Here is a 26,490-nt window from a genome sequence, read left to right on the forward strand (position 1 = left end):
TTCCATGTTCTTCCTAGGATTCCAAAAGCTCCGACGGAATCGACTTTTCGGCTGTTACCGCGTCGTTCAACGACCTCAGCCAAGCCTCCGTAAGCTTACCTCCGCCGCGGCGCAGAACCTGTACTGTGACCGTTCTTTTGCCCCACTGCTTATAAACCTGCTTCTTCGTTTCGAAGTACAAATCGATCTTTTTTCCTTTTATTTTCGATCCGGTGTCGGCGACGACGGCATAACCGTATCCTGGCACATAAAGAAGCGTCCCGATCGGAAATACCTTCGGATCCGCCGCTATGGTCGAGACGAGGTCGCGCCGTACTTTGACACCAGAATAAGTAATGCCATATTGAGGGTGACCCGGCCGCTTGCCGGTCGATTCGACGCCCGCCGTATAGCCGGTCGCGACGACTTTGACATGCTTCAGCGCCTTATTGTTCCACGTCGGGACTGCTTTCGCCGATTTGTCCGTCCCGATGCGCGCACCCGCGACAGGTTTATGTCCGGAGACGCGCTTCCGCGAGTCCTTCGCTGATCGCGCTGCTGTGGCGGAGGTCGTCTTCTGCCGCGACTTCGTCTTTGCGTTTTTCGCAGCCTTCTTCTTTGAGCCCAGGTTGACTTTGGCCTTCTTCGCCTTATGAACCGGGGTTTTTAGTTTTGCGTTACGGGACGCTATCTTTTTGGTCGTTTTCGTTGATTTCGTTGATTTTGCTCGTGTCGTTGATTTCGTTGATTTTGCTCGTTTCGTTGATTTCGTTCGTTTCGTCTTCGCCGTATTTTTACTCCGGGTCTTCTTGCTCTTGCCCGTTTTCGTTTTCGACTTCGCCTTGGCGGTCTTCCCCGATTGTTTTCCTTTGGCCTTTTTAGCGGCTTTCGCCGTTTTTTGGGTTGTCGTCTTGGCCGCTTTGTTCGCCCCGGACTTCTTGGCCGATTGCGCCGCTTTTATAGTGTGAGCCGAATTGCCGGCTTTTGTCTTGCCGCTTGTTCCGGTTATTTTTGTCGCCTTGGCTTGGTGCTTTGCGGCAGCGCGCTTGGCTCCGCTCTGCGCGGACTCCTCGTCCGCCTGATCCGCCTTGGCGGCCGCTCCGGCAGGCTTAGCCTGCTCCATCGCCTGTACTTCGTTAACGCCGGCTGCCGATAGGACGACCGCCGCCGCCGCGCATGCCGCGATCAAGCGTTTGAACGGCAAAAAGCTTGTCAACATCTGGGTGTACTCCTCCTTAAGACGAAGGTTCCCCCATTGCGACAAGCTTTATGCAAAAACAGTCGTTATATGGTAGTGCGTTAGATGCGTTTAGTCCGGATTTCTTCCTGCAAGAGCGCTACGATTTCATCGACGGATTTGGCGCCGATATCGCCTTCGCCGCGTTTGCGCACGGATGCCGTGCCGGAGCTTGCTTCGTTCTCGCCCACGACGAGCATGTAAGGTGCTTTCTCCAGCTGCGCCTCGCGAATTTTGTAGCCGAGCTTCTCGTTGCGCAGATCGGATTCGACGCGAATGCCCGCCAGTCTCAGCTTATCTTCCAGCTCGCGCGCGTAGCCTTCGTACGCGATCGAGACCGGGATGATTTTGGCCTGCAGCGGAGACAGCCAGAGCGGCAGGGCGCCCGCGAAATTCTCGAGCAGGAACGCCGTCATCCGCTCCATCGTGCTGATAATGCCGCGATGGATGACGACCGGACGATGCTTCTTGCCATCGGCACCGATATATTCCAGCTGGAAGCGCTCTGGCAGCAGAACGTCGATCTGAGCGGTCGAGAGCGTCTCTTCCTTGCCGAGGGCGGTCTTGATTTGCACGTCTAGCTTCGGTCCGTAGAACGCCGCTTCGCCTTCCGCCTCATAGAATGGCAGGCCGAGCTCTTCGACGACCTCGCGCAGCATACGCTGCGTCGTCTCCCACATTTCGTCGTCCGGCCAGTACTTCTCGGTGTCGTTAGGGTCCCGGTACGAGAGACGGAAACGATAGTCTTTGATGCCGAAGTCTTCGTAGACTTGGCGGATCAGATTGACGACGCGCGCGAATTCTTCCTTGATTTGGTCCAGACGGCAGAAAATATGAGCGTCATTCAGCGTCATCGCCCGCACGCGGTGCAGACCCGTCAAGGCGCCGGACATCTCGTAGCGGTGCATCGTGCCCAACTCGGCTACGCGAATCGGCAGATCGCGGTAGGAGCGAAGATCGCTCTTATACACCATCATATGGTGCGGACAGTTCATCGGACGGAGAACAAGCTCTTCGTTATCGAGCTCCATCTTCGGGAACATGTCTTCTTGATAATGCTCCCAGTGTCCGCTTGTTTTGTAAAGCTCCACGTTCGCCAAGACAGGCGTATACACGTGCTGGTAGCCGAGTCTCTCTTCCAGGTCGACGATGTAGCGCTCCATCGTGCGGCGGATCGTCGCGCCGTTCGGCAGCCAGATCGGCAAGCCTTGGCCAACTTCGCTAGCAAAGGTAAATGTCTTCAGCTCGCGGCCCAGCTTGCGGTGGTCGCGCTTCTTCGCTTCCTCGAGGAAATGCAGGTGTTCATCCAACTGCGCTTTCTTCGGGAACGCTGTGCCGTAGATCCGCTGCAGCATTTTGTTCTTCGAATCGCCGCGCCAGTAAGCGCCCGCCACGCTAAGCAGCTTGAACGCCTTGATGCGGCCGGTGGACGGCAGATGCGGTCCGCGGCACAGGTCGAAAAATTCGCCCTGGTCGTAAATCGTCAGCTCCGCGTCTTCCGGCAAGTCGCGGATCAGCTCCAGCTTCAGCGGATCGCCGAGCTCCGAGAACGTCGCGATCGCCTCTTCGCGGCTGACGACGCGGCGGCGGATCGGCAGATCTTCCTGCACGATGCGCTCCATTTCCTTCTCGATCTTCGCCAGATCATCGGAGCTGATCGGGTTCTCAAGATCGATATCATAATAGAAGCCGTCCTCGATCACCGGTCCGATGCCCAGCTTGACTTCCGTTTTGCCGAACAAGCGCTTGATTGCCTGGGCCATGAGATGCGCGGTGCTGTGGCGGTAGACTTCCAGCCCGTCCGCGGAGTCCAGCGTCACGATCTCGACCGTTGCATCCTGTACGACCGGCGTATAGAGATCGACGACCTTCCCGTTCAATTTGCCCGCGACCGCGTTCTTCTTCAGACCGCTGCTGATGGAGGCGGCCACGTCTTCGATCGTTGCGCCCTGCTCATATTCCCGGACGGCGCCGTCCGGCAGTTTCACTTGAATTGCCATGACTGTTGTGCTCCTTTTCGACTTGGTTCAAGCCATGCGGGAATGCATGCAAAAAAGCACTCATCCCGCAGAAGGGACGAGTGCTTGTCAGACCCGTGGTTCCACCCTAGTTCGACCGAGCGTAAGCTTACAAAAGCTACGCCGACGCGTAACGCGCCTCGGTCCTTTCGGTAATTCTGTAACGGGAATTTCCCGGCCTGGCTTACTTCGGCGAACGTCAGCCTTTCAACCAGACAGCTACAAAGGGGTACATCCACAGCCGCCGGCGTAAGGAAATTTCAGCCGGGTTTCCTCTCTCTGGAACGGGCGCATCCGCGGATACATGTCTTTGTCAATGCTTTTCTTAACCGTATTATAATCAACTGCAATTATGCCGGTCAAGTCCGTATTCGCTGCGCGCGCGGCAGATCCGTCAGCTGTTCCTGCTCACCCTCGCCGAAATAACTGCCGCAATGCCCGCAATCCACGCACAGGCGAACGCGGTTCTCGAATATCGATTCCAGGGTGCGCATGACGGCCAGCTCCGGCTGTCTCGTATGGATGACGATCTGCTTCGGCGATACGGTAATAAGCGTGCTGACGATCATATCTTCCATGTTCATCTCGGACTCGAGCATGTCGACGACGATCCGATCGGCCGGCGCGGCATCAAGCAGCTCGAAGTGCTCGTCATACAGCGCGAATTCGCTTCCGCTTTTATGTAAGACGTGAACAATCGGGAGTTTGACCTCCTGCATACGGACGAAATATTTAAGCAGTGAAATAAATTCCTGATATTGCTTATCCATGACGTATTCGTCGATGGCGTACGCGGTAATTTCCCGGAGTTCTTCCCAATAAGGAGCTAGGCGGAACGTGACGAAACCGTCCAAATGAATGCGGGCGTTCTCCGCGAGAAAGGTTTCGATCTCGGCGGCGACCTTTTGCTTCCGCCGCAGCCGGTCCGCTTCCGCGCCGGCAGGCCCGCTTTCCTCTCCTGCGAATTGCGCGCCATCCAGCAAATTGCGGCAATAACGCTCGATCGCTTCGGCCTCCTGGGGATCCTCGTAGTGAAACTGCTTCCGGATGATCGCCTTGATGAGCAGCGGCTCCAGTTCGGCGACGATATAGCCGGCCAACGCCGACGCCGTCTTTCGGTACACCGGAGGGCCATCCTTCTCCAGCTGAAAATCGTGCAGGTCCGCGATAAAACGGATCGCCTGCTCCTCCCGCTCCATCCGGACGGCGGAACGGGACTTGCGGTTCGTCGTGCTATGTAAAGCGGCGAATTCATCGTGCAAGCTTTGCTCCAGCTTCTCCATCGTCTCATCCGATGCGGACATGAGCGAAACCGTGAGTAGTTCCATACGATCATTCCTCCTTCCTTAATCAGTATATGGCTGCACAAAAGCAGATATACGATACAAGGGGTGGGACTGCTGGATATAGATTGGAATTAATGCGTATTCGTGGTATGATTATTGTCTATAGTCGCATATTGCTGGAGTGAATCCAATGAATTATGAGAACCTGGATTATAACCGGGCACGTTGGAACCGCATGCTCCTCAACGGGTTCTGGTCCATATTGATCATTACGTTCTTCTTGGAATGCCTGTATTTGCTAACGGTGGCTGAGGTAGCCAGAACCACTTTCATCACCGAATACATCGTTAGACCCACAATTATCCTGCTGGGGATCCTACTTTCGGCCGAGTCCGGGATCAAGCTGCTCCGGGGCAAATATCAGGACTACATCATGATTATTACGTCCGCTATGTTATCGGCGGCGATCGTCTACATACACGATTCCATCAACTACCTGCTGCTGGCGCTTTTCCTGCCCGTCATGGTGTCCATCTTCTACTTCCACATGCGGAAGCTCGTGTTCGCCTTCTGCGTCACGATCACCACGCTATATGTGCTCTATGCAGTGATGCCGGCGATGAACGCTTACTTGACGGCCGTCAGCTTGACGACGATCAGCATCATGTTCCTGCTCTTCACGCTGATTGCCGGCGGCATCCTCATGCGCGGACGCGAGTTGATGACGAATTTGCAGACGTACTTCGAATCGAATCGGGATCTTATGGTAAAGAACGTCTGGATGGACAAGCTGTCGAAGACCGACGCCTTGACCGATCTGTATAATCACATCACGTTCCACGAGTTTTTCGAACGGCTGATCGAACAGCACGAGTGCAATGAAGTGTCCGTACAGCTGGCGCTCATCGACATCGATAACTTCAAGCAAATCAACGATACATACGGCCATCGGGCCGGCGATGCCGTGCTGACTCGCGTCGCGGAGACGATTCGCGCGAACGTCAACGCCAATGCATTCGTGGCCCGCTACGGCGGCGAGGAATTCGCGGTGTTGTTCACGGACATTACGTTCGAGGAAGCGTACGAAGCGGTGGAGAGCATTCGCAACCACGTCTCCCGCTTGCCGCACGAACAGCTTGGCGGCCGTTCCGTCACCGTCAGCATCGGCATCGGTGACTACGCCCGTAATGAAGGGAAGGAGCACTTCTTCCATCTCGTCGACGAAGCGCTGTACGAAGCCAAGCATACCGGCAAGAACAGGACGGTCGTCCCGTCGAAAGAAACGACACAAGCCAGCCAGCTCGCTTGATGAAGTGAAAAGCAAAAGCTGCACGTCCGCAATCGCGGAACGTGCAGCTTTTTTAATTCTTTCGAGGTCCGAAGGCCCTGATTCGTTTAGTTCTGCATCACGAAATCGTTCTCGATCTTCGCGTTGACGTCGTCGAATACGCGCAAAATCTCATAGCGCGTGTTGCGCTGCGCCGGAATTTTGCCCGCTTCGCGGATAATGTCCAGCGTCGAGCTTATGTTGACCTTGTGCGTTGTGCCCGCGGCGGAGACGACGTTCTCTTCAATCATCGTCGAGCCAAAATCATTGCAGCCGTAGCTGAGCGTCAGCTTGCCGATCTCCGGTCCCATCGTGACCCACGACGACTGGAAGTTGTCGATATTATCGAGCGTCAACCGGCTGATCGCCAGCGTCTTGAGGTATTCCTCCGGCGTCGCCTTCTCGCGCTTCATATTCGTGTTGTCCGGCTGGAACGTCCACGGAATGAAGGCCAGGAAACCTTTGGAGTCGTAGCCATTCGCGATGCACTCGTCCTGCGCGTCGCGCACGCGAAGCAGGTGAAGCGCCCGCTCCTCCATCGATTCACCGAAGCCGATGACCATCGTCGCGGTCGTGTTCATGCCAATGCGGTGGGCGATCTTCATGACGTCCATCCAGTCGGTCCAGGAGCCCTTCAGACGGCTGATCTTGCGGCGTGTCCGATCGTCAAGAATCTCGGCGCCCCCGCCCGGCAGCGAATCAAGTCCGGCCTCATGGATTTGGCGGATGACCTCCTCCAGCGACAAACCGTTCGAGACTTCCTTCATTTTGTGAATCTCAGCCGGCGAGAAGGAGTGCATCGTAATATTCGGGAAATGCTGTTTGATTTTGCGCAGAATGTCCACATAATATTGGAACGGCAGGTTCGGGTTCGTCCCGCCCTGCATCAAAATCTCCGTGCCGCCGACGTTGATGGTCTCCTGGATTTTCTGCAAAATCGTCTCGTCGGAAAGGACATACCCTTCGGCGTTGCCCGGCGCGCGGTAGAACGCGCAGAAGCGGCAGTAGACGTCGCAGACGTTCGTATAGTTAATGTTCCGCCCCACGACGAACGTGGTGATCGGTTCGGGATGCTTGCGAATCATGATTTGATTGGCAGCATGCCCCATTTTCTCGATCTCGTCGGATTCGAAAAGCGTAATGATGTCCTCTTGCATGAGACGCTGACCGTTCAGCGCTTGTTGTAAAATACGGTCCACTTGATTCATCTGGTAGGGACCCTCCTCTTCCGTTCGAGCTCGCGCTCGCTCCTTAACCTTCCTATCCATCGTAACACAAAAAGCCCGCCACAGTCACCTTGGACAAAAAGGCAACAATGGCGGATAGGGGCTCCGGTTTCTCGATGACGCTCCCCTTGGGGGCTCCGGTTTCTCGATGACGCTCCCGTTGTAGACTCGTTTCCTTTATTCAGTAACTTATTAAGCGGTGGAAACGAGCCTACAAAAGTCGCTGTCATTCGAGAAACCTCCGCTTGGCAGTTGAAGACAAGACCAAGACTACTTCGCGGCTACCGTCTCGCGTACGGCTTGCGCGAACTTGTCCAGCGCCTCGGCCAGCAGCGAGCGCGGACAAGCCAGATTCACGCGCAGGTAGCCCTGCCCTTGAGCGCCGAATACCGAGCCCTCGCTGAACGCGACGCCGGCCCGCTCGAACATGAGCTGCTTCAGCTCCTGCGGCTTCTCGGATATCGCGCGGCAGTCCAGCCATACCATGTAGGTGCCTTCCGGCTTCATCGGCTTCACCTGCGGTATCTCGCGGGCGACGTATTCGATTAGGAAATCGCGGTTGCCCTCGAGATAAACGAGCAGCTGATCCAACCATTCGTCGCCATGGTTATACGCCGCCACGACGGCCGTCTGGCCGAAGAAGCTCTCCATATGGATCGACAGCGTCTTGAGCAGGAAGTTATACTTCCGGCGAAGCTCGGCGTTCGGAATGATGACGGACGCCGCTTGCAGACCGGCAAGATTGAACGTCTTGCTCGTCGCCACGCAAGTGAAGGATTGCTGCGCGAACGCCTCGGAGATCGACGCGAACGCCGTGTGCTTATGCCCGGAGAAGACGAGGTCGTGATGAATCTCGTCGGCCACGATCAGGACGCCGTGCTTCAGACAGATCTCGCCGATGCGCGTCAGCTCTTCTCGCGTCCAGACGCGGCCGCCCGGATTGTGCGGCGAGCAGAGCAGCATCAGCTTCGCTTCCTTCGCCTGCTCTTCCAGCAGGTCGAAGTCGATCTCGAAGCGCTCCTCCTTCAAGATCAATGCGTTGTCGAGCACCTTGCGGCCGTTCATCTTAATGACATCATAGAATGGATAGTAGACCGGGGATTGCAGGATAACGCCGTCTCCCGGCTCGGTGAACGCCATGACGATCAGGCTGAGCGCCGGCACGACGCCCGGGCTCGACGTAATCCACTCGTGCGCCACATCCCAGCCATGCCGGCGGGACATCCATCCCGCAATCGCTTCGTAGTACGCTTCGGTGCGAATGGTATAGCCGTAGATCCCCTCCTGCGCCCGTTCCACGATGGCCTCCACGACTTCCTTCGGCGGCTCGAAATCCATATCCGCCACCCATAGCGGCAGAATATCCTTGCGCCCGAACAGCTTCTCCGATTGGTCCCACTTGTACGTGCCTTTGCCCGTCCGGTCAATTCTGCGGTCGAAATCGTACTGGTGCGCCATTGCTGCTTACGCCTCCCCGATCTCGCGCTTCGCGGCTTCCAGCGCCTGGCCGAGGTCGGCGATAATGTCGTCCGTGTGCTCAATGCCGACGGAGAAGCGAAGCAGACGGTCGTCGACGCCGATCTGACGGCGGATTTCTTCCGGAATGTCCGCGTGCGTCTGCACAGCCGGGTAGGTCATGAGCGATTCGCAGCCGCCGAGGCTCTCCGCGAACGCGATCAGCTTGATGTGACGCAGAATCGGCTCGACATAGCGGGCATCCTTCAGACGGAAGGAGAAAATGCCCGTATTGCCCGACGATTGGCGGGACTGGATATCGTGACCCGGGTGATGCGCAAGCGCCGGGTAATACACCTCGTCGATCGCCTCGTGCGTCAGCAGCCACTCGGCCACCGCCGTCGCGTTCGCCTGATGGCGCTCCATCCGCAGCGCGAGCGTCTTCATGCCGCGCATGAGCAGCCAGGAATCCTGCGCGCCGAGCACGGCGCCGATCGAGTTGTGCAGGAACGCCATCTGATCGGACAGCGCCTGGCCCTTCGTCACGATCAAGCCGGCCAGCACGTCATTATGGCCGCCCAAATACTTCGTCGCGCTGTGCACGACGATGTCCGCGCCCAGCTCAAGCGGCCGTTGGAAGAACGGCGTCAGCAGCGTGTTGTCGACGATCGTGAGCAGCCCCTTGGACTTCGCCCACGCGCTGACGCGCTCGATATCCGTGATCATCATGAGCGGGTTGGTCGGCGTCTCGATCAGTACCGCCTTCGTGTTCGGCGTACAAAGCTGCGCGATGCCGTCGAGATCGTTCGTATCCACATAAGAGGCAGTCACGCCGAACCGGCTCATGATCCGCTCCAGCAGTCGGTACGTGCCGCCGTAGAGATCCAGGGACACGATCAAATGATCGCCCTGCCCGAACAGCGAGAATACCGTTTGGAGCGCGGCCATGCCGGAACTGCAGGCGAATCCGCGGTCGCCGGATTCGAGCTCGGCCGCCGCTTCTTCAAGCACCTTGCGGGTCGGGTTCGTCGTCCGGGCATAATCGAATCCCGTGCTCTCTCCAAGCTTCGGATGACGGAAGGCGGTGGCCAGGTAGATCGGGTAGCTGACGGATCCGGTGACCGGCTCTTGAACCGATCCGATTTGGGCTAAACGGCTTTCAATTTTCATAGGTATCGGGCTCCTTTGGTTGGGGTTCGGATGGAATACGAGCGCGGCTGCCCCTTCATCGGTGTTTCATCTAGCTGTCTGGGCGGGGAATACGTTTAGATGCCTGCTCCGAGTTCGTACGGCGTTTGCTGATAGACGTAATAGTTCAGCCAGTTGGAGAACAACAAATTCGCATGCGCCCGCCAGCTGGAGAGCGGCGCGAGCGTCGGATCGTCTTTCGGAAAATAATTCTTCGGCACGCCGATCGCAAGGCCCTTGGCCTTGTCGCGGTCATACTCCCACTTCAGCGTCTGCGGATCGTATTCCGAGTGACCGGTCACGAATACCTGCTTGCCGTCCCTGGAGGCGACGAGATACACGCCCGCTTCTTCGGAGGTGGAGAGGATCTCCAATTCCTCGATGCCCTCGATATCTTCGGCGCGCACCTCCGTATGGCGCGACTGCGGCACGAAGAACAACTCGTCGAACCCGCGCGTCAACGGCACGTTGCGCTTATGGAGCGTGTGCGGGTAAACGCCGAAAATCTTCTCGTCCAAATTGTACTTCGGCACGCCGTAATGGTGGTAAAGTCCCGCTTGGGACGCCCAACAGATATGAAGCGTGGACGTCACGCGGGTCGCGCTCCAGTCCATGATATCCTTCAATTCTTCCCAATAATTCACGTCCTCGAACGGCATCTGCTCGACGGGCGCGCCCGTGATGATCAAACCGTCGTAGTATTCGTGCTTAATATCGTCGAACGTCTTGTAGAACGATTCCAGGTGCTCGCTGGACGTGTTCTTGGACGTGTGCGTTTTCGGATGGAGCAGTACCGCCTCCACCTGAAGCGGCGTGTTGCCGATCAGGCGCAGCAGCTGGGTCTCGGTCGTTTCCTTCGTCGGCATCAGGTTCAAAATCGCGATTCGCAGCGGGCGAATGTCCTGATGGTAGGCGACGCTTTCGTCCATCACGAAGATGTTCTCGCGCGCTAAAATTTCTTTGGCTGGCAGATTGTCCGGTACTTTGATTGGCATCTCGATCACTCCTTTGAAATTAAGACTCTTGCGAATGTCATGAAGGGTGCGGGTGAGGGGATACCGGGAACATGATAAGGCAAAAAGCCCCTCCTCGGAAAAAAGAAGGGGCATAATGGGTACACTCATGCGCCTCTCATCTCCCAGAAACCTAAATAAGTCTCCGCAAGAATTAGCACCGTGCTCTTGGCCGGTTGCCGGGCTTCATCGGGCTAGTCCCTCCGCCTGCTCTTGATAAGAAAGCTATACGTATTTAATTGTACGTTTCGCAATTACAAGCTTTACTTTAATGCAAACGTCTATTGCCGTCAAGCGGGATTTATGCAAAAACACGACCCTGCCGCGAACCGAAAATAAGCCGCCGCATATCGTACAGGAAGAGCCGTTTGCTCGCCTTTTTAACGCTTGTATGGAATGTCGCGGGCAGAGTATACTAGACAAGGATTATGCGCAAAATAAGGCTCATTTTCAAAGACGACGACAAAGGGGTGTTGACGAATATGGAAGGCGACCCGAGGCCTGCGGGCAACCGCGTGAACGACCGGAACCGAAGTAAGCGGTCCGCTCAAGGCTCCAACTATGTTCGCTCAGCGCCGCCTAGTTTTTCATAGACGGTTTGGACCTGAAGCATGGCGTGGAAGTATAAGGCGGGCTCTCTTCGAGATCCGGCATCCGGGAACGAAAGCAACATGGATGAAGGGAGAGAGCACGAATGAAGATCCGACATGTCACACAAGGCGTATTTACGCCGATTGAAGATATTAATACGACCCTCGTCGCGCCGGCCGAAGGCTTCTATTGGATCGACGCGGACACCGAAGATTTGGCCATCCTGCAGCCGCTGTTCGCACTGCACGACCTCGCCGTCGAGGACTGCCTCAGCGAAGAGGATCAGCGTCCGAAGATCGAGATTTACGAAGGGCATTATTTTATCGTTATTAACAGCATCCGTTTCGACGACGAAGAAATTTTCCTGCGCGCGCTCAATATTTTTCTCGGGCGGCATTTTATCTTGACGGTGACGAAACAGAAGATCCACGAGCTGCGCGTCCTGAAGCCGATTCTATGGGAGGAAGAAGTGACGCGTCCCGACCGTTTCCTCTATCATCTGGTCGATATCGTCGTCGATAACTACTTCGCCGTCGGCGACCGGATCGAGAACCGGATCGAATCGCTCGAGGAAGATATTCTCATGCATACGAAGAAATCGCACCTGAACGAAATCATCGGTCTGCGAAGCGAAATTCTGTGGCTGAAGAAGATGCTCGGCCCGCAGCGCGACGTGATCGGCACGCTGAACAAGAAGGATCTGCGGCTCGTCGACGATCAGCTGCAAAAGTATTTCGGCGACATCTACGAGAACGCCGTGAAAATCACCGAGACATTCGAGACGTATCGCGATCTGATGGGCAACTTACGAGAAGCGTACCAGTCCAGCCTATCCAACCGGGCGAACGAAATCATGCGCGTCTTCACCGCGATTACGGTGATCTTCATGCCGCTGACGTTCCTCACGGGCGTCTACGGGATGAACTTCGATTATTTGCCGGGCGCGGACGTCCACGGGGGTTCCTATATCTTGTTATCCATCATGGTATCGCTGGGACTCGGCATGTTCTATTTGTTCAAAAAGAAAGATTGGCTCTGAAACGACGGATCGCCTCTGCGTCCATCAAACAAAAATCCGGCTTGCGCCATTCCGATCAAATCGGAAAAGCGCGAAGCCGGATTTTTTGCGTGCGTTGGTCGCGGTCTTGAACGTTCGTATCAAGCTTCGCCCGCCAGCGCCTCTCGCGCGCCCTTCTCCAGATCGACGAAGCGCAGCAGCAGCATGCCGATGATGAAGAACGCCGCGACCGAGACGATCGCGATGCGGCTGGAGCCGGTGATCGTGCCGACGACCGCGAAGATCAGCGGACCGGCCACGGACGAGAACTTGCTCGACAGGCTCAAGAAGCCGAAAAACTCCGCCGACCGCGAAGGCGGCGTCAAGTTCGCGTACAGCGAGCGCGAAATCGCCTGGCTGCCGCCCTGTACGAGACCGACCATAAACGCCAGGATGTAGAAGTGTAGCGCGCTCGTCATGAAGTAGCCGAGCACGACGATGACCAAGTAGATCGAGAGCGACAGATAGAGCGCGCGCTTGTCGCCGATCCGACGGGCGATCGGAATGAAGAGCAGCGTACAAGGATAGCCCACGAACTGCGTGATGAGCAGCGCGATGATCAGGTGGCTCGTGCCAATCCCGATGCCGGCCCCATAAATCGTCGCCATCGTAATGATCGTGTTGATGCCATCGTTAAAGAACCAATAGGCAACCATATACTTCAACAGCTCCGGATAGCGCCGCGCCGTCTTGAACGTATGGGCGATTCGGCTGAAGCCGGTCCGGACATGGGTGCCGATCCCCCCCTGCACACGGGGTCTCGGACGCTCCTTCACGTTGCGGAAGAGCGGAATGGAGAAGAGCAGCCACCATAGGCCCACCGTCAGGAACGCCGCGCGCATGCCGGTCGTCTCATCCGGGAGGCCGAACATGCCGTGCCCCATGATCATCGCGACGTTCACCGCGAGCAGCACGCCGCCGCCTAAATAGCCGATCGCATAGCCCCTCGAGCTGATCGCCGAACGCTCCTCCGGTCTGGCGATATCGGTCAACAGCCCGTCGTAGAACGTATTGCCCCCCGAGAAGCCGAGGGTGCCCAGAATAACGAGAATCGAGGCAAGCAGCCAAGCGCCCTCGCCCGCCAGCGCCATGCCGGAACTGGCCAGCGCCCCCATGAACGCGAAGACGGCCAGGAACTTCACCTTCGAGCCGGAAGCATCCGCGATCGCGCCCAGCACCGGCGAAAGCACCGCCACCAGCAGCATGCCGACCGACTGCGTATACCCCCAATAATTTTCCGCCATATTACCTTCGAGCCCTTTGCCCGCTACGCTCTTGTAATAGATGGGCATGACCGCCGCCAGCATCGTCGTGGCAAACGCGGAATTCGCCCAGTCGTACATCAGCCAGCTCCTGATCGATTTATGGTTCACGTGTTAGTCCTCCTCTAAGAAGATCGGGCAAATCATCGTCGGGTTTTACCGCGCTAGCCAACCTTTCGACATATACCGGATATTTCCTCCTAAAGTTCCTGTAAAGAAATCATGCCTGGCTGCCTGCCCCCGGCGCGCTTTCAGCAAATCTTCAGAAAGAGGCTATTTTCCGGTTTTGCCCATAATGGCATGTTCCTTTATAATAGAGGTATACGGTGATAAAAAAGTTTAATCGACAAAGGAGGGATTCCGTGAACATTAGCCAACTGGAAACGCTGCAGACGATTTCGAAAACGATGAGTTTTCGGAAAGCCGGCGAGCTGCTCAACCTGACTCAGCCTGCCGTATCTGCCCAGATCAAAAGCCTGGAGGACGAGTTCGGCACCGTGCTGATCGACCGCAACCAGCCGGTCACGCTGACCGACCGCGGGCAAGTTTTTCTGGAGCACGCCGAGAAGATTCTCGCGATCGTCGAGGAGATGAAATCCAGGCTGTCGGATCTTAACCAGAATCCGCAGGGGCATATCGTGCTCGGAACAACGACGTCGATCGCTATTCAGATTTTACCGCGCGTCCTGTCGTATTTTCAGGATCAGTTCCCGCTTATCAAAACCACCATTCAATCCATGCCTTCTTCGCAAGTGACGACCGCCGTCGAGAACGGAACGGTCGATATCGGCATTAATTATTTGTCCGAACGCAATCCTAACATTGAATCCTCTATTTTGTACTATGATACGTATGAGCTTGTCGTCGCGCCGAATCATCCGATGAGCGGACTGACCCATACCACCGTCGAATCGCTCAAGGATATTCCGATGATCATGCTCTCGCCCGACGCGCTCGGCCGGAAGTTCATCGACCAGATCTTCCGGCGGTACAATATCCAGCCGAACGTCGTCATGGAACTATCGAGCAGCGAGGAAGTGAAGCGGATGGCGGAGCTCAACCTCGGCGCGGCCGTCGTGTCCAAACTCGCCGTCGCCAACGAAGTCAAGCTCGGCACCCTGAAGATGATCAAAGTCGCCGAGCTCGAAATGTTCCACCCCGTCGGCGTCATCTACAAGTCGGGGCGATATCTCAACTCGGCGATGCACCAGTTTCTCAGCGACCTCAAGGGCATGCCGGAGGCGCAGTTTATTAGTAGTGAATAGCACATTGGCTTGAACGTTGCGGTAGCAACGGGCAGCATTGTGCTAGAGAAACATTGGATTGAACGTTGCGGTAGCAACGGGCAGCATTGTGCTAGGCAGCATTGGCTTGAACGTTGCGGTAGCAACGGGCAGCATTGTGCTAGAGAAACATTGGCTTGAACGTTGCGGTAGCAACGGGCAGCATTGTGACGAGAAACATTGTTTTGGAGCCGCGTGGCGGCTACGATGTCTTTAAAAATCGAAATCGCGCAAACAAGGTGCGCGATTGTCCTGCTTACAAACCAAGAGCAAAACAGCGAAGCAGGAAGAATGATCCCGTAGAAGCGTCAGCGTTTGCCTTTGTTCACGGATTCTCAACTCGACATGCCAAGCAAAGGAATCCGGGAACAACAGCAATCGAAGGGACATCCTGTCCTGCATAGCGCCCTTTTGCTCCCCCACCATAGGAGGTAGAAACCATGACGACCATCAAATTCGATATGCATACGCACCATTTCAGATGCGGCCATGCCGACGGCAACATCGAGGAATACATCCAGGCGGGTATCGAAGCGGGGCTGACCGCGATCGGCATCTCCGATCACTCTCCGTACTTCGCGAGCGAAGAAGATCAGCCGCAGCCTGGCATCGCCATGGCGAAGAGCGATTTCGAGAATTACATAAATGAAGTACTGCGCCTCAAAGCCAAATACGAAGGCAAAATCGACGTCCTGCTCGGCATCGAGTCGGACTTCTATCCGGAACATATCGAGCTGTACCGCAGCATGTACGACAAGCATCCGTTCGATTACATCATCGGCTCGGTGCATCAGACGCGCGGCATCAGCATTTTCAACCGCAACCGGTGGAAAGGCGTCACGCAAACGAAACAAATCGAGGAGAAAGCCCATTACTACGACTTGATCCGCCAATCGGCAGCGAGCGGCGCGTTCCAGATCCTCGGCCATATCGATGCCATGAAAGGTTATTTCCCGGCCTTCTCCCATATCCCGGCGAACGAAGCGATCGACGAGACGCTGCAGGCGATCGCCGGCTACAACGTCGCCATCGAAATCAACACGTCCGGCAGCACGAAGGAATGCGGCGGATGGTATCCGTCCGACGCCATTCTGGAGCGCGCGCGTTTCTACGGCGTCCCGGTTACCTTCGGCTCCGACGCGCACAAGCCATCCCGCGTAGGCGACGAGTGGGAGCTCGTGCAGCAGCGGCTGAAGGAAATCGGCTTCAAAGAATGGGTGTACTACAAGCAAAAGCAGCCGGTCGTCGTGCCGATCCCGTAAGGGACGGCCTGCGACAGGGCAAAAAAAATGGACCTGCACGCTGCAGGTCCCAAACCATATATTATTAAAAGGGGGTCTTGTTTATTATAATAGCCCCTTTGTATGAAGGGACGGTAACAGAACTATTTCATTTGTGTAACAAATAAAGGAGCGGATGGCCATGTACGACTACCATCATCTTGGGCATGTGAAACACCAGGCGGTTTCCAGGCGGTCGTTATGGACAACGCTTATCCTCACTTTGTTTTTTACAATCGTAGAGATCGTCGGCGGTCTGCTCAGCAATTCGCTTGCGCTGCTCTCGGACTCCGCGCATATGGTGTCGGACGTCATTGCGCTCAGCCTTAGCATGACGGCCATTTATTTTGCACGCAGGGAACCGAACGCGAAGTACACGTTCGGTTATTTGCGCTTCGAGATTCTCGCCTCGTTCCTGAACGGGTTGGCGCTGACGGTCATCGCGGCCGGTATCTTCATCGCCGGCATCCGCCGTTTCCTCCATCCGCAAGCGATCGATTTTCCGCTCATGCTCGCGATCGCCTCGATCGGGCTCATCGTCAACGTCGTCCTAACCGTCATCCTGAGCCGCAGCGTCAAGGCGGAGCCGAACTTGAACGTACAGAGCGCGCTGTGGCATTTCATCGGCGATTTGCTCAGCTCGATCGGCGTTATCGTCTCGGCCGTCATCATTTTGTTCACGGGCTGGCTGTTCGTCGATCCGCTGATCAGCATCGTTATCGGCGGGATTATTTTCGCCGGCGGCTGGCGCATCATGCGGGAAGCGTATTCGATTCTGATGGAAGCCGTGCCGGAGAAGTTTAATTTGGACGAAATGCGGGCATCGCTGATGGAAATCGAGGGCGTCGAGGATGTCCACGAGATGCATCTGTGGGCGATCTCCACCGACCATTATTCGCTGACCGCGCATGTATTCGTCCGCGAGGAGATCCAGCCGTACTGCGTCATCCTCGCGATCCATGAAGCGCTGCGCGAGCGCTACGGCATCGAGCACGCGACGATTCAGACCGAGCACGCGCGGCTTCATCCGCACGGCGAATACGGCCGGCGCTTCCTGCAGCGGTCGCAGCAATCGTAGAAGGAGTTGTCATCCTCATGTGGTTTACGGAAGCGGTGCTCAGCGCGCTGCTGTTCGGCCTGGCCGGGTGGTGGATGAAGGTGTCCCAAATGCGGGGCGGCTCATCGGCTTACCTGCTGCTGGGCCTTTACGTGTCCGGCACGGTCGGCTTCGGCATCCATGCCATCGCCGAGGGCACGCTTGCCGACTCGCTCGCCGATTGGCGCGTCTGGTGCGCGGGCGTGCTGATCGGAGCCGGCTCCGCGCTGGGCAATGCCTTGTTCATGAAGGCGCTCGGATGTGGGCCCGCTAGTCTCACTTCGCCGCTGACGAACATGAATATCGTGCTCGTCGTGCTGCTCGGCACGTTCGTCTATCATGAGCCTTTCGCAATGACCGAGCTGCTGGGCGTCCTCTTGCTCTTGCTCGCCGTTCTCTTGATTTCGATTCGGATTCAGGATCATGCGAGCATCCGGAGCCGCCGTTGGTTCTATTATGTGGGCGTCAGCGTCGCGTTGTTCGCGATTCGCAACGGCGGGCTGAAGGTGACGGAGGAGCTGGCCTTGTCCGGAGCTTCGGTATTATTCGTCGCTTATGCGCTGTCGATCGCGTGGTTCGGCGTTCCCGCGCTGCGGGAGCGACGGGCGATTCACGGCGCAGGGCCGATTCGTCCGGATGCCGGCCAAGAGCTAACCCGTGCCTTCCGTGCGCCTCGGATCGGCTACCGGCTTGGGCTTGCCGCCGGCTTGTTCTCATATGGCGGACTTCAGCTGTACACCTTGTCGCTGCAAACCGGACAAGCCAACATCGCAGGGCCGATCTTCGCCTCCAACAGCCTTATCGTGGCGATCGGCTCGATCGTGCTTTACCGGGAACGGCTAACAGGGCGCCAATGGCTCGCCTTCGCCTGCTTGTTCGCAGGCTTGATTTGCATCAGGCTGTAACCATGGCGCCCTGCAGGCGTCTATCTGCGCCCCGGATGGAATCTTCGGAGCGTCGTATTCAGCAGTCGTTTTACGTTCTGGCGGAAGCGGCCCGTCGACGAAATGCGCATCGTCGAGCCCCAGCCGTCGTATCGGCTATCATAGTCGGAGATGACGCCGTACAACTCCCGTACCCGCTCGTTCACCGTATCGAGCTTGACGTCGTCGAAGCGGCTGATGACGAGCGGGAACGGGTAGCCGGCATCCGGCTCGCCCGGACGCTCCTTCTCGATCCGATAGCCTAATTGGCGAAGCGTCGGCTCGACGGCCGTCCGGTCCTCCGCTTGCGCGAACAGCAGCCAATGGTAGACGTTGCGTGGCTGTCCGATATTATCCCCTTTATGAAGCAGCGCGTAGATCATGTGCGCGTTATGCACGAACAGCTCTTCCAGTCGATTCGGCAGCAGGAAACCGTAAAACTCCCATCCTGCGTCATCCTTCACGTACTGCTGCGCCCGGAACGTCCACTCCCGCTGCATCCATTCCTGGAAGGCGTCCGCGGAGAAAACCCCTTTGGGCACATAGTAGTAAAACTCCAAACGTGTCGACGTGTTGATCCGGCCGACATACTTGGCGTTGAACATGCCGGAAGCCCACTTCTCGAGTTTCGATTCGAACAGCTCGAGCTGGACGATCAGCGCTTTCTTCGTCTGCGTCGTCTGTCTTACCGTGTATAAATTCAAGGTCACGGACAACAGGTCGCTATATTCTGCAAGCGGCATTTCGGACTTATAGCCGATGTTTACGAGAATCCGCATTTGCTCCGATTCTGTCAGCCGCTCATAAAATCCCCATTCGTCCGTCATGATGTCCACCCCATGTCCTCATAGATTTAAGACCGATATCTAGTATATCTATCATTATAACGTTTACGGCAGCCGTTATACTAATGCTTTAGTAAGAAATTCGACATTCGAGCCGTGCGAATATCTTCCAGAAGACGAATCGACGGGCCCAAGCGTATAATCTTTTTACCCCAAATTGCTTGACTAATTATCGTTTCGCTTATCATTATTTAGTATATATAATTTCTCGAGTTATTGCAGATATTAAGCATACCCTCTCCCTTTTAAAATGGCAATGTGCTACAATGAAGGTACCTACAAAGAGGTGATACGAATGGACTATTCGAAAATGTGCCCAAAATACGAAAGCGCTGCCGAGCTGCTCGGCAAGAAATGGACGGGCATGATTATCCGCGTCTTGCTCGGAGGCCCTAAGCGCTTCAAGGAAATTAAAGAGCAAATCCCCGAGATGAGCGACAAAATGCTGACCGATCGGATGAAGGAACTGGAGGCTTGTCAGCTGGTCAAGCGTAATGTGTATCCCGAGATGCCTGTGCGCATTGAATACGAATTAACCGAGAAAGGCCGCGGGCTGGAGCCCGTTATCCAATCGATCCAGGATTGGGGCGAAACCTGGTGTTGAAACTGCCGTCACACGAACGGCAGTTTTTTAATTTTCATCGCCTTCGGCAACCTGCGCCTTCCCCTACATAAAGCCCGACCACTTTCCTTACTCCCCCAACCTGCGATCGTCTTGCTTCTTATTCCCTCATCTACTTAACGTAAATAACTCCCATTATGTTGCCAACCGCCCACAATCACGGATTCTGCAATGCGTTGTGTAAATGTGAAAAAAGCGACCTCCAAATGGAAGTCGCTTTCAAAAGCTCTATTTAAATGCCGAGCCATTTTTTGAACATATGCTTGGTCGTGTCTTTGTTGATCGCCGCGATCGACGTCGTAAGCGGAATGCCTTTCGGGCAAGAACGCACGCAGTTCTGCGAGTTGCCGCAGCCCTCGATGCCGCCGTCGGTCATAAGCGCGTCGAGACGCTCTTCTTGGTTCATCTCGCCCGTCGGATGCGCATTGAACAGGCGCACCTGCGAGATTGCTGCCGGACCGATGAAGCTGTTGCGATCATTCACGTTCGGGCACGATTCCAAGCAGACGCCGCACGTCATGCATTTGGACAGCTCGTAAGCCCATTGACGCTTTGTCTCCGCCATGCGCGGGCCAGGACCGAGATCGTATGTGCCGTCGATCGGGATCCATGCCTTGACCTTCTTCAGCGCATTGAACATGCGCTCGCGGTTGATGACCAGGTCGCGCACGACCGGGAACGTACGCATCGGCTGCAGGCGAATCGGCTGCTGCAGCTGGTCGATCAGCGCGCTGCATGCCTGGCGAGGCTTGCCGTTGATCACCATCGAGCAAGCGCCGCACACTTCCTCTAGGCAGTTCGATTCCCAGCATACCGGAGCCGTCGCCGAGCCGTCGCTCTTCTTCGGATTCCGCTGAATCTCCATCAGTGCGCCGATCACGTTCATATTCGGGCGGTATGGAATTTCGAACTCTTCCGTATAGGACGGCTTATCCGGCGCATCCTGGCGTTCGATAATAAACTTGACTGATTTTTGTGCCGTAGTCGTTTCAGCCATGATCATACTCTCCTTTCTTCACTTGCTGCTAGGATTTATCCTTCGAGTAGTCGCGTTTGCGCGGCTTGATCAGCGAAACGTCAACGTCTTCGTACGAGATTTTCGGTCCTTCCGGCGTCCACGTCGCCTTGGTCGTCTTCAAGAACTCATCGTCATTGCGGTCCGGGAACTCCGGCTTGTAGTGAGCGCCGCGGCTCTCGTTGCGCAGCAGGGCGCTGAGCGTCATCGCGTCGGCCAGCTCCAGCATGTTCCACAGCTGGCGCGTAAACGCCACGCCGGAGTTGTTCCAGTTGGACACGTCGTTGATGTTAATGTTGGTGTAACGCTGCTTCAGTTCTTTGATTTTGCCGAGCGTCTCTTCGAGCTTCTTGTTGAACCGAACGACGGTCATGTTGTTCGTCATCCACTCGCCGAGCTCTTTCTGAATCACGTACGCGTTCTCGGTGCCGTTCATCTTGATAATGCTGTTATGCTTGTCGACTTGGCGCTTCTTCTCGCGGTCGAATACCGTCGAGGAGATGTCGTCAGCCGATTTCTTCAAGCCTTTGATATATTCAACCGCTTTCGGACCGGTAATCATGCCGCCGTAGATCGCGGAGAGGAGCGAGTTCGCGCCCAGACGGTTCGCGCCGTGATATTGGTATTCGCATTCGCCGCAGGCGAACAGGCCCGGAATGTTGGTCATTTGGTTATAGTCGACCCACATGCCGCCCATCGAATAGTGAACCGCAGGGAAGATCTTCATCGGGATCTTCCGCGGGTCGTCGCCCGTGAATTTCTCGTAAATTTCGATGATGCCGCCGAGCTTGACGTCCAGCTCCTTCGGATCTTTATGCGACAGATCGAGGTAGACCATGTTCTCGCCGTTGATGCCGAGCTTCTCGTCCACGCAGACCGAGAAAATCTCGCGGGTTGCGATATCCCGCGGAACCAGGTTGCCGTAAGCCGGATACTTCTCTTCGAGGAAGTACCATGGCTTGCCGTCCTTGTACGTCCAGATCCGGCCGCCTTCGCCGCGCGCGGATTCGCTCATGAGACGGTTCTTGTCGTCGCCTGGGATAGCCGTCGGGTGAATCTGGATGAACTCGCCGTTCGCGTAATGAACGCCCTGCTGATAGACCGCGCTCGCTGCTGTACCCGTGTTGATAACGGAGTTCGTCGTTTTGCCGAAAATGATGCCAGGACCACCGGAAGCGAGGATGACCGCATCGGCCGATACCGTGTGGATTTCCATCGAGCGCAAATCCTGTGCGGATACGCCGCGGCATACGCCGTCGTCGTCGAGCACTGCGCCGAGGAACTCCCAATGCTCGTACTTGGTAACGAGACCTGCGGTCTCCCAGCGGCGAACCTGCTCGTCCAGCGCGTACAGCAGCTGTTGGCCCGTCGTCGCGCCCGCGAACGCCGTGCGGTGATACTGCGTGCCGCCGAAACGCCGGAAGTCCAGCAAGCCTTCCGGCGTCCGGTTGAACATAACGCCCATCCGGTCCATCAAGTGGATAATGCCCGGCGCCGCTTCGCACATCGCCTTAACCGGCGGTTGGTTCGCGAGGAAGTCGCCGCCGTATACCGTATCGTCGAAGTGCTCCCATGGGGAGTCGCCTTCGCCCTTCGTATTAACCGCGCCGTTGATGCCGCCTTGTGCGCAAACGGAATGAGAACGCTTTACCGGCACAAGCGAGAACAAATCGACGTGCACGCCCGCTTCGGCAGCTTTTATCGTAGCCATCAGACCGGCAAGGCCGCCGCCGATGACGATTACTTTTCTTTTAGCCATTTCAATTCGCTCCTTGTCCTAAAGCCTAAACGAGATTCGCCCATGCCAGCGCTGTGGAAGCCGCTTCTTTAAACTCATCGCCGCGGAAAGCGAACAGCGACATCAGGAACATGACGCTGCAGATCACGAATACGCCCATCCAAATGTAGGAGGAGATGCGCTGCGCGCGCGGGCCGATTGTGATGCCCCAGCTGACGAGGAATGCCCACATGCCGTTGCTGAAGTGGAACGTCGCCGCGATAACGCCAATAATGTAGAGAACCAGATAGAACGACGAATTCGCGACGTCGTGCATGACACCGCCAAGCTCTTCATGGGTGACGTTGCCGACCATGACTTGATAGCGAGTCTGGTACAAGTGCCAAACCACGAAAATAAACGTGATGACGCCGGTAATGCGCTGCATCGTAAACGCCCAGTTGCGGCCATATTGGAAGCGGCCCGTATTCAGGTTGGATTGGTACGCGACGTACAGGCCGTACACGCCGTGGAACAACAGCGGTAGCCAGATGCCGAACAGCTCAAGGAAGAACACGAGCGGCAAGCCGTTCAAAAAGGCGACGCTGTCCTTGAATCCTTCGGGCCCGCCCTCGTATGCCGAGAAGTTCGTCAGCATGTGTTCAACGATGAACAAGCCGAGCGGGATCACTCCGAGCAGGGAGTGAAGCTTGCGCGAGAAATAAGAGTTTCGATCATTCATAACTTTTGCGTTCTCCTTTCACGACTTTGAGCTTCTTTTTTCGATTTTCGCTACATTTCGCCAAAAAACACCAACATTTATTGTAACTCCCGCCCTAAACAGCGTCAATTAAGAGTTGACACAGTTTATTCACACTTCACATCATACTCTTTTTACACTTATAATGGTATTGCGTATTTTTCATTAAAAGTTATAACTAATTTGCATAAGTCGATTGGTTTGCCGGCTCCGGTAGGAGCGGCAGCATTCGACTCAGTAAGCTGATTGGATTGCCGGCTCCGGTAGGAGCGGCAGCATTCGACTAAGTAAGTCGATTGGATTGCCGGCTCCGGCAGGAGCGGCAGCATTCGGCTAGTAGCCCTTCCACCCCATTACCCGCTCCGCGAAAGGACGAGTTGCCTTGCTGGAAGAACTGAACATGTTTGCCGCGGTCGTCGATCAGTCGAGCATGAATAAGGCGTCGGCGCTGCTCAATCTGTCGCAGCCCGCGCTCTCGCGCAAAATCGCCAAGCTCGAAGAACAGCTGGGCGTCGAGCTGTTCCGACGCGTCGGCAAACGGCTGGAGCTTACGCGCATCGGCCAGCTGACGTACGAGTATGCGGTCGAGACAAGGCAGCAGCATTTGCGCTTCATGCAGATGGTCGCCGATTACAAGGACGTTGGGCGCAGCACCATGACGATCGGCGCCAGCCTGACGACGCTGCAGACGACGCTGCCGGATATGATCTGGGCGCTCACGCTGCGCAACCCGGAGCTCGACATTAAGGCGATCACGGGCAAAACGCACGAAATCGTCACGCTCGTCCGCGAACGCCGGGCCGACATCGGGATCGTCGCCTCCCGCATCGATGACGCGTCGTTGACGTGCGTGCCGCTATTCGACGATCACCTGGAGCTCGTGCTGCCCCGCAATCACTTCATGATCGAGAAGGGCAAGCCCGAAATCCAGAACCTGAACGGCATGCCGATGATTTTATTCTCGAAGGGCACATGGTACCGCATCCTGACGGACGAGCTGTTCGACAAGTATGATTTGCTGCCGGATGTCCGCATGGAGATCGATTCGTTCGAGGCGATCCTTCGTCTGCTTCATACGTGCCGGGCCTGCACGCTGCTGCCCAAGTCGTATCTGCGTCCGCAGCTGCTCACCGACAACGACCTCGTCGTCGCGTCGATCGCGGAGCTCGAGGAGACCAAACGAACCACCTCGCTCATCCACGCCGGCACCGAGAGCATGACGCCGCTGCTGCGGCAATGGATCGACGAAATTTCCAAGCTGTACAAAGGCTCTTGACGGCTAGGGCCGCATTTTCATTGTCGCCAACAACCTCCTGCGTCTAAACCGCAAAAGGACAGCGGCCCCATCGGGGGCCCTGTCCTTTATTGTTTGCCAATTTCAACGTCTAAATCCATCCCGAGCTTCTTGGCCATCCAGCCGGTGGTGCTCGCCTGCAGCAAAATCGTCAGCATAATCGCCATGAAGGTGACGGACGCGATAATATCGGCATGCTGGACGCCCATGCCCGCGATCATCCCCGACAATGCGGCTGGAATGACCCCGGTCTCGCGCACCCATACTATGAAGAGCATCTCGCGCAGCGACCACTTGGAGACGCGGTCCGGCAGCGCGGACGCGAACACCGTCGCCGGCCTTGCGATCAGCATCAGGACGATAACGGCGAGAAGACTTTGCCACCAATACTCGGCCAAGAGCGAGAAGTCCACCTGGCTGCCGAGCAAGATGAAAATAAGCATGCGCAGCAGCACCGTAATATTGTCCGTGAAATGGGACATCTCCGCTTCCTTCTCCTTCAACGACAAACCGAACTGCGCGGAGTTCCCCCATATGAGCCCGGCCACGAACGTCGCCATGAACCCGCTGACGTGGAGGAGATCGCCGATCAAATAGGCCGCAAGCGCCGTCCCGATCATCGCGATGGTGGCGAAATCCCGAAAGAAGCCGTAGCGCAGATGCGCGACAAAGTAGACGATAACGAACGACACCACAAGGCCGACGAGAATGCCGCCCACGGCCGTTCGGACGAAATCCCAAATCAACGTACCGGCCGCAAGCTCGCTGCCGGCCGTTATCGCGCCGAGCAGCGCGAAGGTGACGATAGACCCCGTCGCGTCGTTGAATGCGGATTCGCTCTCGACCGTCTCGCGCACGCGCTCGCGGATGCGCACCTGCCGGAATACCGGGATGATGGAAGCCGGATCGGTCGAGGCGATGATCGCTGCGGCCAGCAGCGCGTACATCCAATCGATGTCGAACAAATAACGGATGGCTGCCCCGACGATCGCTACCGTGATCAGCACGCCCGGCACGCTGAGCAGACCGACCGTCCAGCCAACCTTCTTCAATCCGCGCAGCCGGATGTTGCGGCCGCCGTCGAACAAAATGATGGCCGAGCCGACCGACAGAATCAGCTGGTTCGTAAGCGAAGCGCTGGACTCGTGGATCCAGTCCAACCCTTGTCCAAGCAGCATGCCCACGCCGATGAACAGCGCCACATCCGGAAGCCGAAGCTTCTTCGCGATAATGCCTGCCATCATCCCCGCGCCTATGATAATAAGCAGCAGAATTAGCAAATGGTGTATCGTTTCGGTCGTACTATTTTCCATGTATACTCACCGTCCTTATCCGCTGGTCAACCGCCCTATCGGATAATGGTGTCCTCGAACTGCTCAATGCCCTCGTTCGTGCCGATAATGACCATGACGTCCTTCTCGGCGAGCACCTCGGATGCGACGGGCGCAATGATGACCCCCTGCGGCTTGTTGATCGCCACGATGCTGCAGCCGAAGCGTCCGCGCGGATTAAGCTCCTGCAGCGATTTGCCGTTCAGGCACTTGGGAACCGCCAGTTCGGCGATCGTGTAGTCCTTAGACAGCTCGATATAGTCGAGCAAATTCGGCGATACGAGCTGATGCGCGACGCGAATGCCCATGTCCCGCTCCGGATAGACGACGCGGTCGACGCCGATTTTCTCCAGCACGCGGCCGTGCAGCTCGGTCATCGCCTTGCCAACCACCTTCTTGACGCCCAGATCCTTGAGTAGAATCGTCGTCAGGATGCTCGCCTGGATATCGTCGCCGATCGCCACGACCCCGCAGTCGAAGTTGCGCACGCCGATCGAGCGAAGCACGTCTTCGTCGGTTGCTTCCGCCACGACGGCATGCGTGAGGATTTGGCTTAGATCCTGCACCGCCTCCTCGTCCTTGTCGACGCCGAGCACCTCGTACCCCAATTTGACCAGCTCCTTGGCCAAGCTCGAGCCGAAACGTCCCAGACCAATGATGACAAACTGATTTTTCTTCATTTCAT

General features: G+C 56.3%; 22 protein-coding genes and 1 riboswitch. Of the genes, 8 read left to right on the forward strand and 14 right to left on the reverse strand.

The annotated features are described in order from the left end of the window. Nucleotides 1-13 precede the first annotated feature (13 nt). The 3 genes from ACFSKT_RS13735 to ACFSKT_RS13745 all read right to left on the reverse strand — a co-directional run bounded on the left by ACFSKT_RS13735 (nt 14) and on the right by ACFSKT_RS13745 (nt 4,562). Nucleotides 14-1,198, reverse strand: coding sequence for a 3D domain-containing protein (locus ACFSKT_RS13735; protein WP_377721564.1), 1,185 nt, complete (start codon nt 1,196-1,198; stop codon nt 14-16). A gap of 80 nt (nt 1,199-1,278) precedes the next feature. Beyond that, the gene (gene thrS / locus ACFSKT_RS13740) at nt 1,279-3,216 is read right to left on the reverse strand and encodes a threonine--tRNA ligase (RefSeq protein WP_377721565.1); all 1,938 of its coding nucleotides are present in this window, start codon (nt 3,214-3,216) and stop codon (nt 1,279-1,281) included. 377 nt (nt 3,217-3,593) lie between these two features. Further along, nucleotides 3,594-4,562: a putative sporulation protein YtxC gene (locus ACFSKT_RS13745; RefSeq protein WP_377721566.1), complete on the reverse strand. Its 969-nt coding sequence runs from the start codon at nt 4,560-4,562 to the stop codon at nt 3,594-3,596. Between the two features lie 148 nt (nt 4,563-4,710). Between ACFSKT_RS13745 and ACFSKT_RS13750 the strand changes: the two genes are divergently transcribed. Next, complete coding sequence (locus tag ACFSKT_RS13750) at nt 4,711-5,829, forward strand: GGDEF domain-containing protein (RefSeq protein ID WP_377721567.1); 1,119 nt, start codon at nt 4,711-4,713, stop codon at nt 5,827-5,829. An 86-nt stretch (nt 5,830-5,915) separates the two neighbouring features. On the opposite strand, the gene mqnC is transcribed toward ACFSKT_RS13750, so the two are convergent. The 4 genes from mqnC to metA form a co-directional block, all read right to left on the reverse strand. Continuing rightward, nucleotides 5,916-7,055 carry a cyclic dehypoxanthinyl futalosine synthase gene (mqnC, locus tag ACFSKT_RS13755; protein WP_377721568.1) on the reverse strand — a complete coding sequence of 380 codons (1,140 nt, stop codon included), beginning with the start codon at nt 7,053-7,055 and terminating at the stop codon, nt 5,916-5,918. Nucleotides 7,056-7,343: 288 nt separating this feature from the next. Next, nucleotides 7,344-8,531 (reverse strand): MalY/PatB family protein, encoded by a 1,188-nt coding sequence (locus ACFSKT_RS13760; protein ID WP_377721569.1) that lies wholly within the window; start codon nt 8,529-8,531, stop codon nt 7,344-7,346. Between the two features lie 6 nt (nt 8,532-8,537). Then, nucleotides 8,538-9,698 carry a PLP-dependent transferase gene (locus ACFSKT_RS13765; protein WP_377721570.1) on the reverse strand — a complete coding sequence of 387 codons (1,161 nt, stop codon included), beginning with the start codon at nt 9,696-9,698 and terminating at the stop codon, nt 8,538-8,540. 95 nt (nt 9,699-9,793) lie between these two features. Continuing rightward, entirely contained in the window at nt 9,794-10,711 is a 918-nt protein-coding gene (metA, locus tag ACFSKT_RS13770) for a homoserine O-acetyltransferase MetA (protein WP_377721571.1), read from the reverse strand. Between the two features lie 133 nt (nt 10,712-10,844). Then, nucleotides 10,845-10,952, reverse strand: a riboswitch (SAM riboswitch). 471 nt (nt 10,953-11,423) lie between these two features. Here metA and corA point away from each other — a divergent pair. Then, nucleotides 11,424-12,359 carry a magnesium/cobalt transporter CorA gene (gene corA / locus ACFSKT_RS13775; protein WP_377721572.1) on the forward strand — a complete coding sequence of 312 codons (936 nt, stop codon included), beginning with the start codon at nt 11,424-11,426 and terminating at the stop codon, nt 12,357-12,359. 119 nt (nt 12,360-12,478) lie between these two features. On the opposite strand, the gene ACFSKT_RS13780 is transcribed toward corA, so the two are convergent. Further along, nucleotides 12,479-13,750 (reverse strand): MFS transporter, encoded by a 1,272-nt coding sequence (locus tag ACFSKT_RS13780; protein ID WP_377721573.1) that lies wholly within the window; start codon nt 13,748-13,750, stop codon nt 12,479-12,481. A 251-nt stretch (nt 13,751-14,001) separates the two neighbouring features. Between ACFSKT_RS13780 and ACFSKT_RS13785 the strand changes: the two genes are divergently transcribed. The 4 genes from ACFSKT_RS13785 (at nt 14,002) to ACFSKT_RS13800 (ending at nt 18,203) form a co-directional block, all read left to right on the forward strand. Continuing rightward, nucleotides 14,002-14,904 (forward strand): LysR family transcriptional regulator, encoded by a 903-nt coding sequence (locus ACFSKT_RS13785; protein WP_148931936.1) that lies wholly within the window; start codon nt 14,002-14,004, stop codon nt 14,902-14,904. A gap of 467 nt (nt 14,905-15,371) precedes the next feature. Beyond that, entirely contained in the window at nt 15,372-16,184 is an 813-nt protein-coding gene (locus ACFSKT_RS13790; protein WP_377721979.1) for a histidinol-phosphatase, read from the forward strand. Between the two features lie 160 nt (nt 16,185-16,344). Then, entirely contained in the window at nt 16,345-17,280 is a 936-nt protein-coding gene (locus ACFSKT_RS13795; protein WP_377721574.1) for a cation diffusion facilitator family transporter, read from the forward strand. A 17-nt stretch (nt 17,281-17,297) separates the two neighbouring features. Continuing rightward, nucleotides 17,298-18,203, forward strand: a complete 906-nt coding sequence (locus ACFSKT_RS13800; protein WP_377721575.1) for an EamA family transporter — start codon at nt 17,298-17,300, stop codon at nt 18,201-18,203. 20 nt (nt 18,204-18,223) lie between these two features. Here ACFSKT_RS13800 and ACFSKT_RS13805 read toward each other — a convergent pair whose 3' ends face one another. Next, nucleotides 18,224-19,048 (reverse strand): DUF695 domain-containing protein, encoded by an 825-nt coding sequence (locus ACFSKT_RS13805; RefSeq protein ID WP_377721980.1) that lies wholly within the window; start codon nt 19,046-19,048, stop codon nt 18,224-18,226. Between the two features lie 313 nt (nt 19,049-19,361). Between ACFSKT_RS13805 and ACFSKT_RS13810 the strand changes: the two genes are divergently transcribed. Then, nucleotides 19,362-19,670, forward strand: a complete 309-nt coding sequence (locus ACFSKT_RS13810) for a winged helix-turn-helix transcriptional regulator (protein WP_377721576.1) — start codon at nt 19,362-19,364, stop codon at nt 19,668-19,670. A 250-nt stretch (nt 19,671-19,920) separates the two neighbouring features. Here the strand turns inward: ACFSKT_RS13810 and sdhB are convergent, their stop codons facing one another. The 3 genes from sdhB to ACFSKT_RS13825 are packed head-to-tail and all read right to left on the reverse strand — an operon-like array spanning nt 19,921 to nt 23,162. Next, complete coding sequence (gene sdhB / locus ACFSKT_RS13815) at nt 19,921-20,685, reverse strand: succinate dehydrogenase iron-sulfur subunit (protein ID WP_377721577.1); 765 nt, start codon at nt 20,683-20,685, stop codon at nt 19,921-19,923. A 28-nt stretch (nt 20,686-20,713) separates the two neighbouring features. Then, complete coding sequence (gene sdhA / locus ACFSKT_RS13820; protein ID WP_377721578.1) at nt 20,714-22,462, reverse strand: succinate dehydrogenase flavoprotein subunit; 1,749 nt, start codon at nt 22,460-22,462, stop codon at nt 20,714-20,716. A gap of 25 nt (nt 22,463-22,487) precedes the next feature. Continuing rightward, nucleotides 22,488-23,162, reverse strand: coding sequence for a succinate dehydrogenase cytochrome b558 subunit (locus ACFSKT_RS13825; RefSeq protein WP_377721579.1), 675 nt, complete (start codon nt 23,160-23,162; stop codon nt 22,488-22,490). Nucleotides 23,163-23,562: 400 nt separating this feature from the next. Between ACFSKT_RS13825 and ACFSKT_RS13830 the strand changes: the two genes are divergently transcribed. Then, nucleotides 23,563-24,456, forward strand: a complete 894-nt coding sequence (locus ACFSKT_RS13830) for a LysR family transcriptional regulator (protein ID WP_377721580.1) — start codon at nt 23,563-23,565, stop codon at nt 24,454-24,456. An 86-nt stretch (nt 24,457-24,542) separates the two neighbouring features. Here ACFSKT_RS13830 and ACFSKT_RS13835 read toward each other — a convergent pair whose 3' ends face one another. Both ACFSKT_RS13835 and ACFSKT_RS13840 read right to left on the reverse strand, forming a co-directional pair. Continuing rightward, a complete protein-coding gene (locus tag ACFSKT_RS13835) occupies nt 24,543-25,787 on the reverse strand; it encodes a cation:proton antiporter (protein ID WP_377721581.1) in 1,245 nt (414 codons plus the stop codon). A gap of 35 nt (nt 25,788-25,822) precedes the next feature. Next, entirely contained in the window at nt 25,823-26,485 is a 663-nt protein-coding gene (locus ACFSKT_RS13840) for a potassium channel family protein (protein WP_377721582.1), read from the reverse strand. Nucleotides 26,486-26,490: the final 5 nt, after the last annotated feature.

This window comes from Paenibacillus xanthanilyticus, assembly GCF_042682185.1.
GTDB classification, from domain to species: Bacteria; Bacillota; Bacilli; order Paenibacillales; family Paenibacillaceae; genus Paenibacillus_Z; species Paenibacillus_Z xanthanilyticus.

Bases quoted from the DNA above. Each gene is read 5' to 3' on its own strand.
- ACFSKT_RS13835 (WP_377721581.1), bottom strand. From the start codon at position 25,787: ATGGAAAATAGTACGACCGAAACGATACACCATTTGCTAATTCTGCTG.
- mqnC (WP_377721568.1), bottom strand. From the start codon at position 7,055: ATGAATCAAGTGGACCGTATTTTACAACAAGCGCTGAACGGTCAGCGT.
- ACFSKT_RS13795 (WP_377721574.1), top strand. From the start codon at position 16,345: ATGTACGACTACCATCATCTTGGGCATGTGAAACACCAGGCGGTTTCC.
- ACFSKT_RS13825 (WP_377721579.1), bottom strand. From the start codon at position 23,162: ATGAATGATCGAAACTCTTATTTCTCGCGCAAGCTTCACTCCCTGCTC.
- thrS (WP_377721565.1), bottom strand. From the start codon at position 3,216: ATGGCAATTCAAGTGAAACTGCCGGACGGCGCCGTCCGGGAATATGAG.
- ACFSKT_RS13750 (WP_377721567.1), top strand. From the start codon at position 4,711: ATGAATTATGAGAACCTGGATTATAACCGGGCACGTTGGAACCGCATG.
- sdhB (WP_377721577.1), bottom strand. From the start codon at position 20,685: ATGGCTGAAACGACTACGGCACAAAAATCAGTCAAGTTTATTATCGAA.
- ACFSKT_RS13840 (WP_377721582.1), bottom strand. From the start codon at position 26,485: ATGAAGAAAAATCAGTTTGTCATCATTGGTCTGGGACGTTTCGGCTCG.
- ACFSKT_RS13735 (WP_377721564.1), bottom strand. From the start codon at position 1,198: ATGTTGACAAGCTTTTTGCCGTTCAAACGCTTGATCGCGGCATGCGCG.
- ACFSKT_RS13800 (WP_377721575.1), top strand. From the start codon at position 17,298: ATGTGGTTTACGGAAGCGGTGCTCAGCGCGCTGCTGTTCGGCCTGGCC.
- ACFSKT_RS13805 (WP_377721980.1), bottom strand. From the start codon at position 19,048: ATGACGGACGAATGGGGATTTTATGAGCGGCTGACAGAATCGGAGCAA.
- metA (WP_377721571.1), bottom strand. From the start codon at position 10,711: ATGCCAATCAAAGTACCGGACAATCTGCCAGCCAAAGAAATTTTAGCG.
- corA (WP_377721572.1), top strand. From the start codon at position 11,424: ATGAAGATCCGACATGTCACACAAGGCGTATTTACGCCGATTGAAGAT.
- ACFSKT_RS13810 (WP_377721576.1), top strand. From the start codon at position 19,362: ATGGACTATTCGAAAATGTGCCCAAAATACGAAAGCGCTGCCGAGCTG.
- ACFSKT_RS13745 (WP_377721566.1), bottom strand. From the start codon at position 4,562: ATGGAACTACTCACGGTTTCGCTCATGTCCGCATCGGATGAGACGATG.
- ACFSKT_RS13765 (WP_377721570.1), bottom strand. From the start codon at position 9,698: ATGAAAATTGAAAGCCGTTTAGCCCAAATCGGATCGGTTCAAGAGCCG.
- ACFSKT_RS13760 (WP_377721569.1), bottom strand. From the start codon at position 8,531: ATGGCGCACCAGTACGATTTCGACCGCAGAATTGACCGGACGGGCAAA.
- sdhA (WP_377721578.1), bottom strand. From the start codon at position 22,462: ATGGCTAAAAGAAAAGTAATCGTCATCGGCGGCGGCCTTGCCGGTCTG.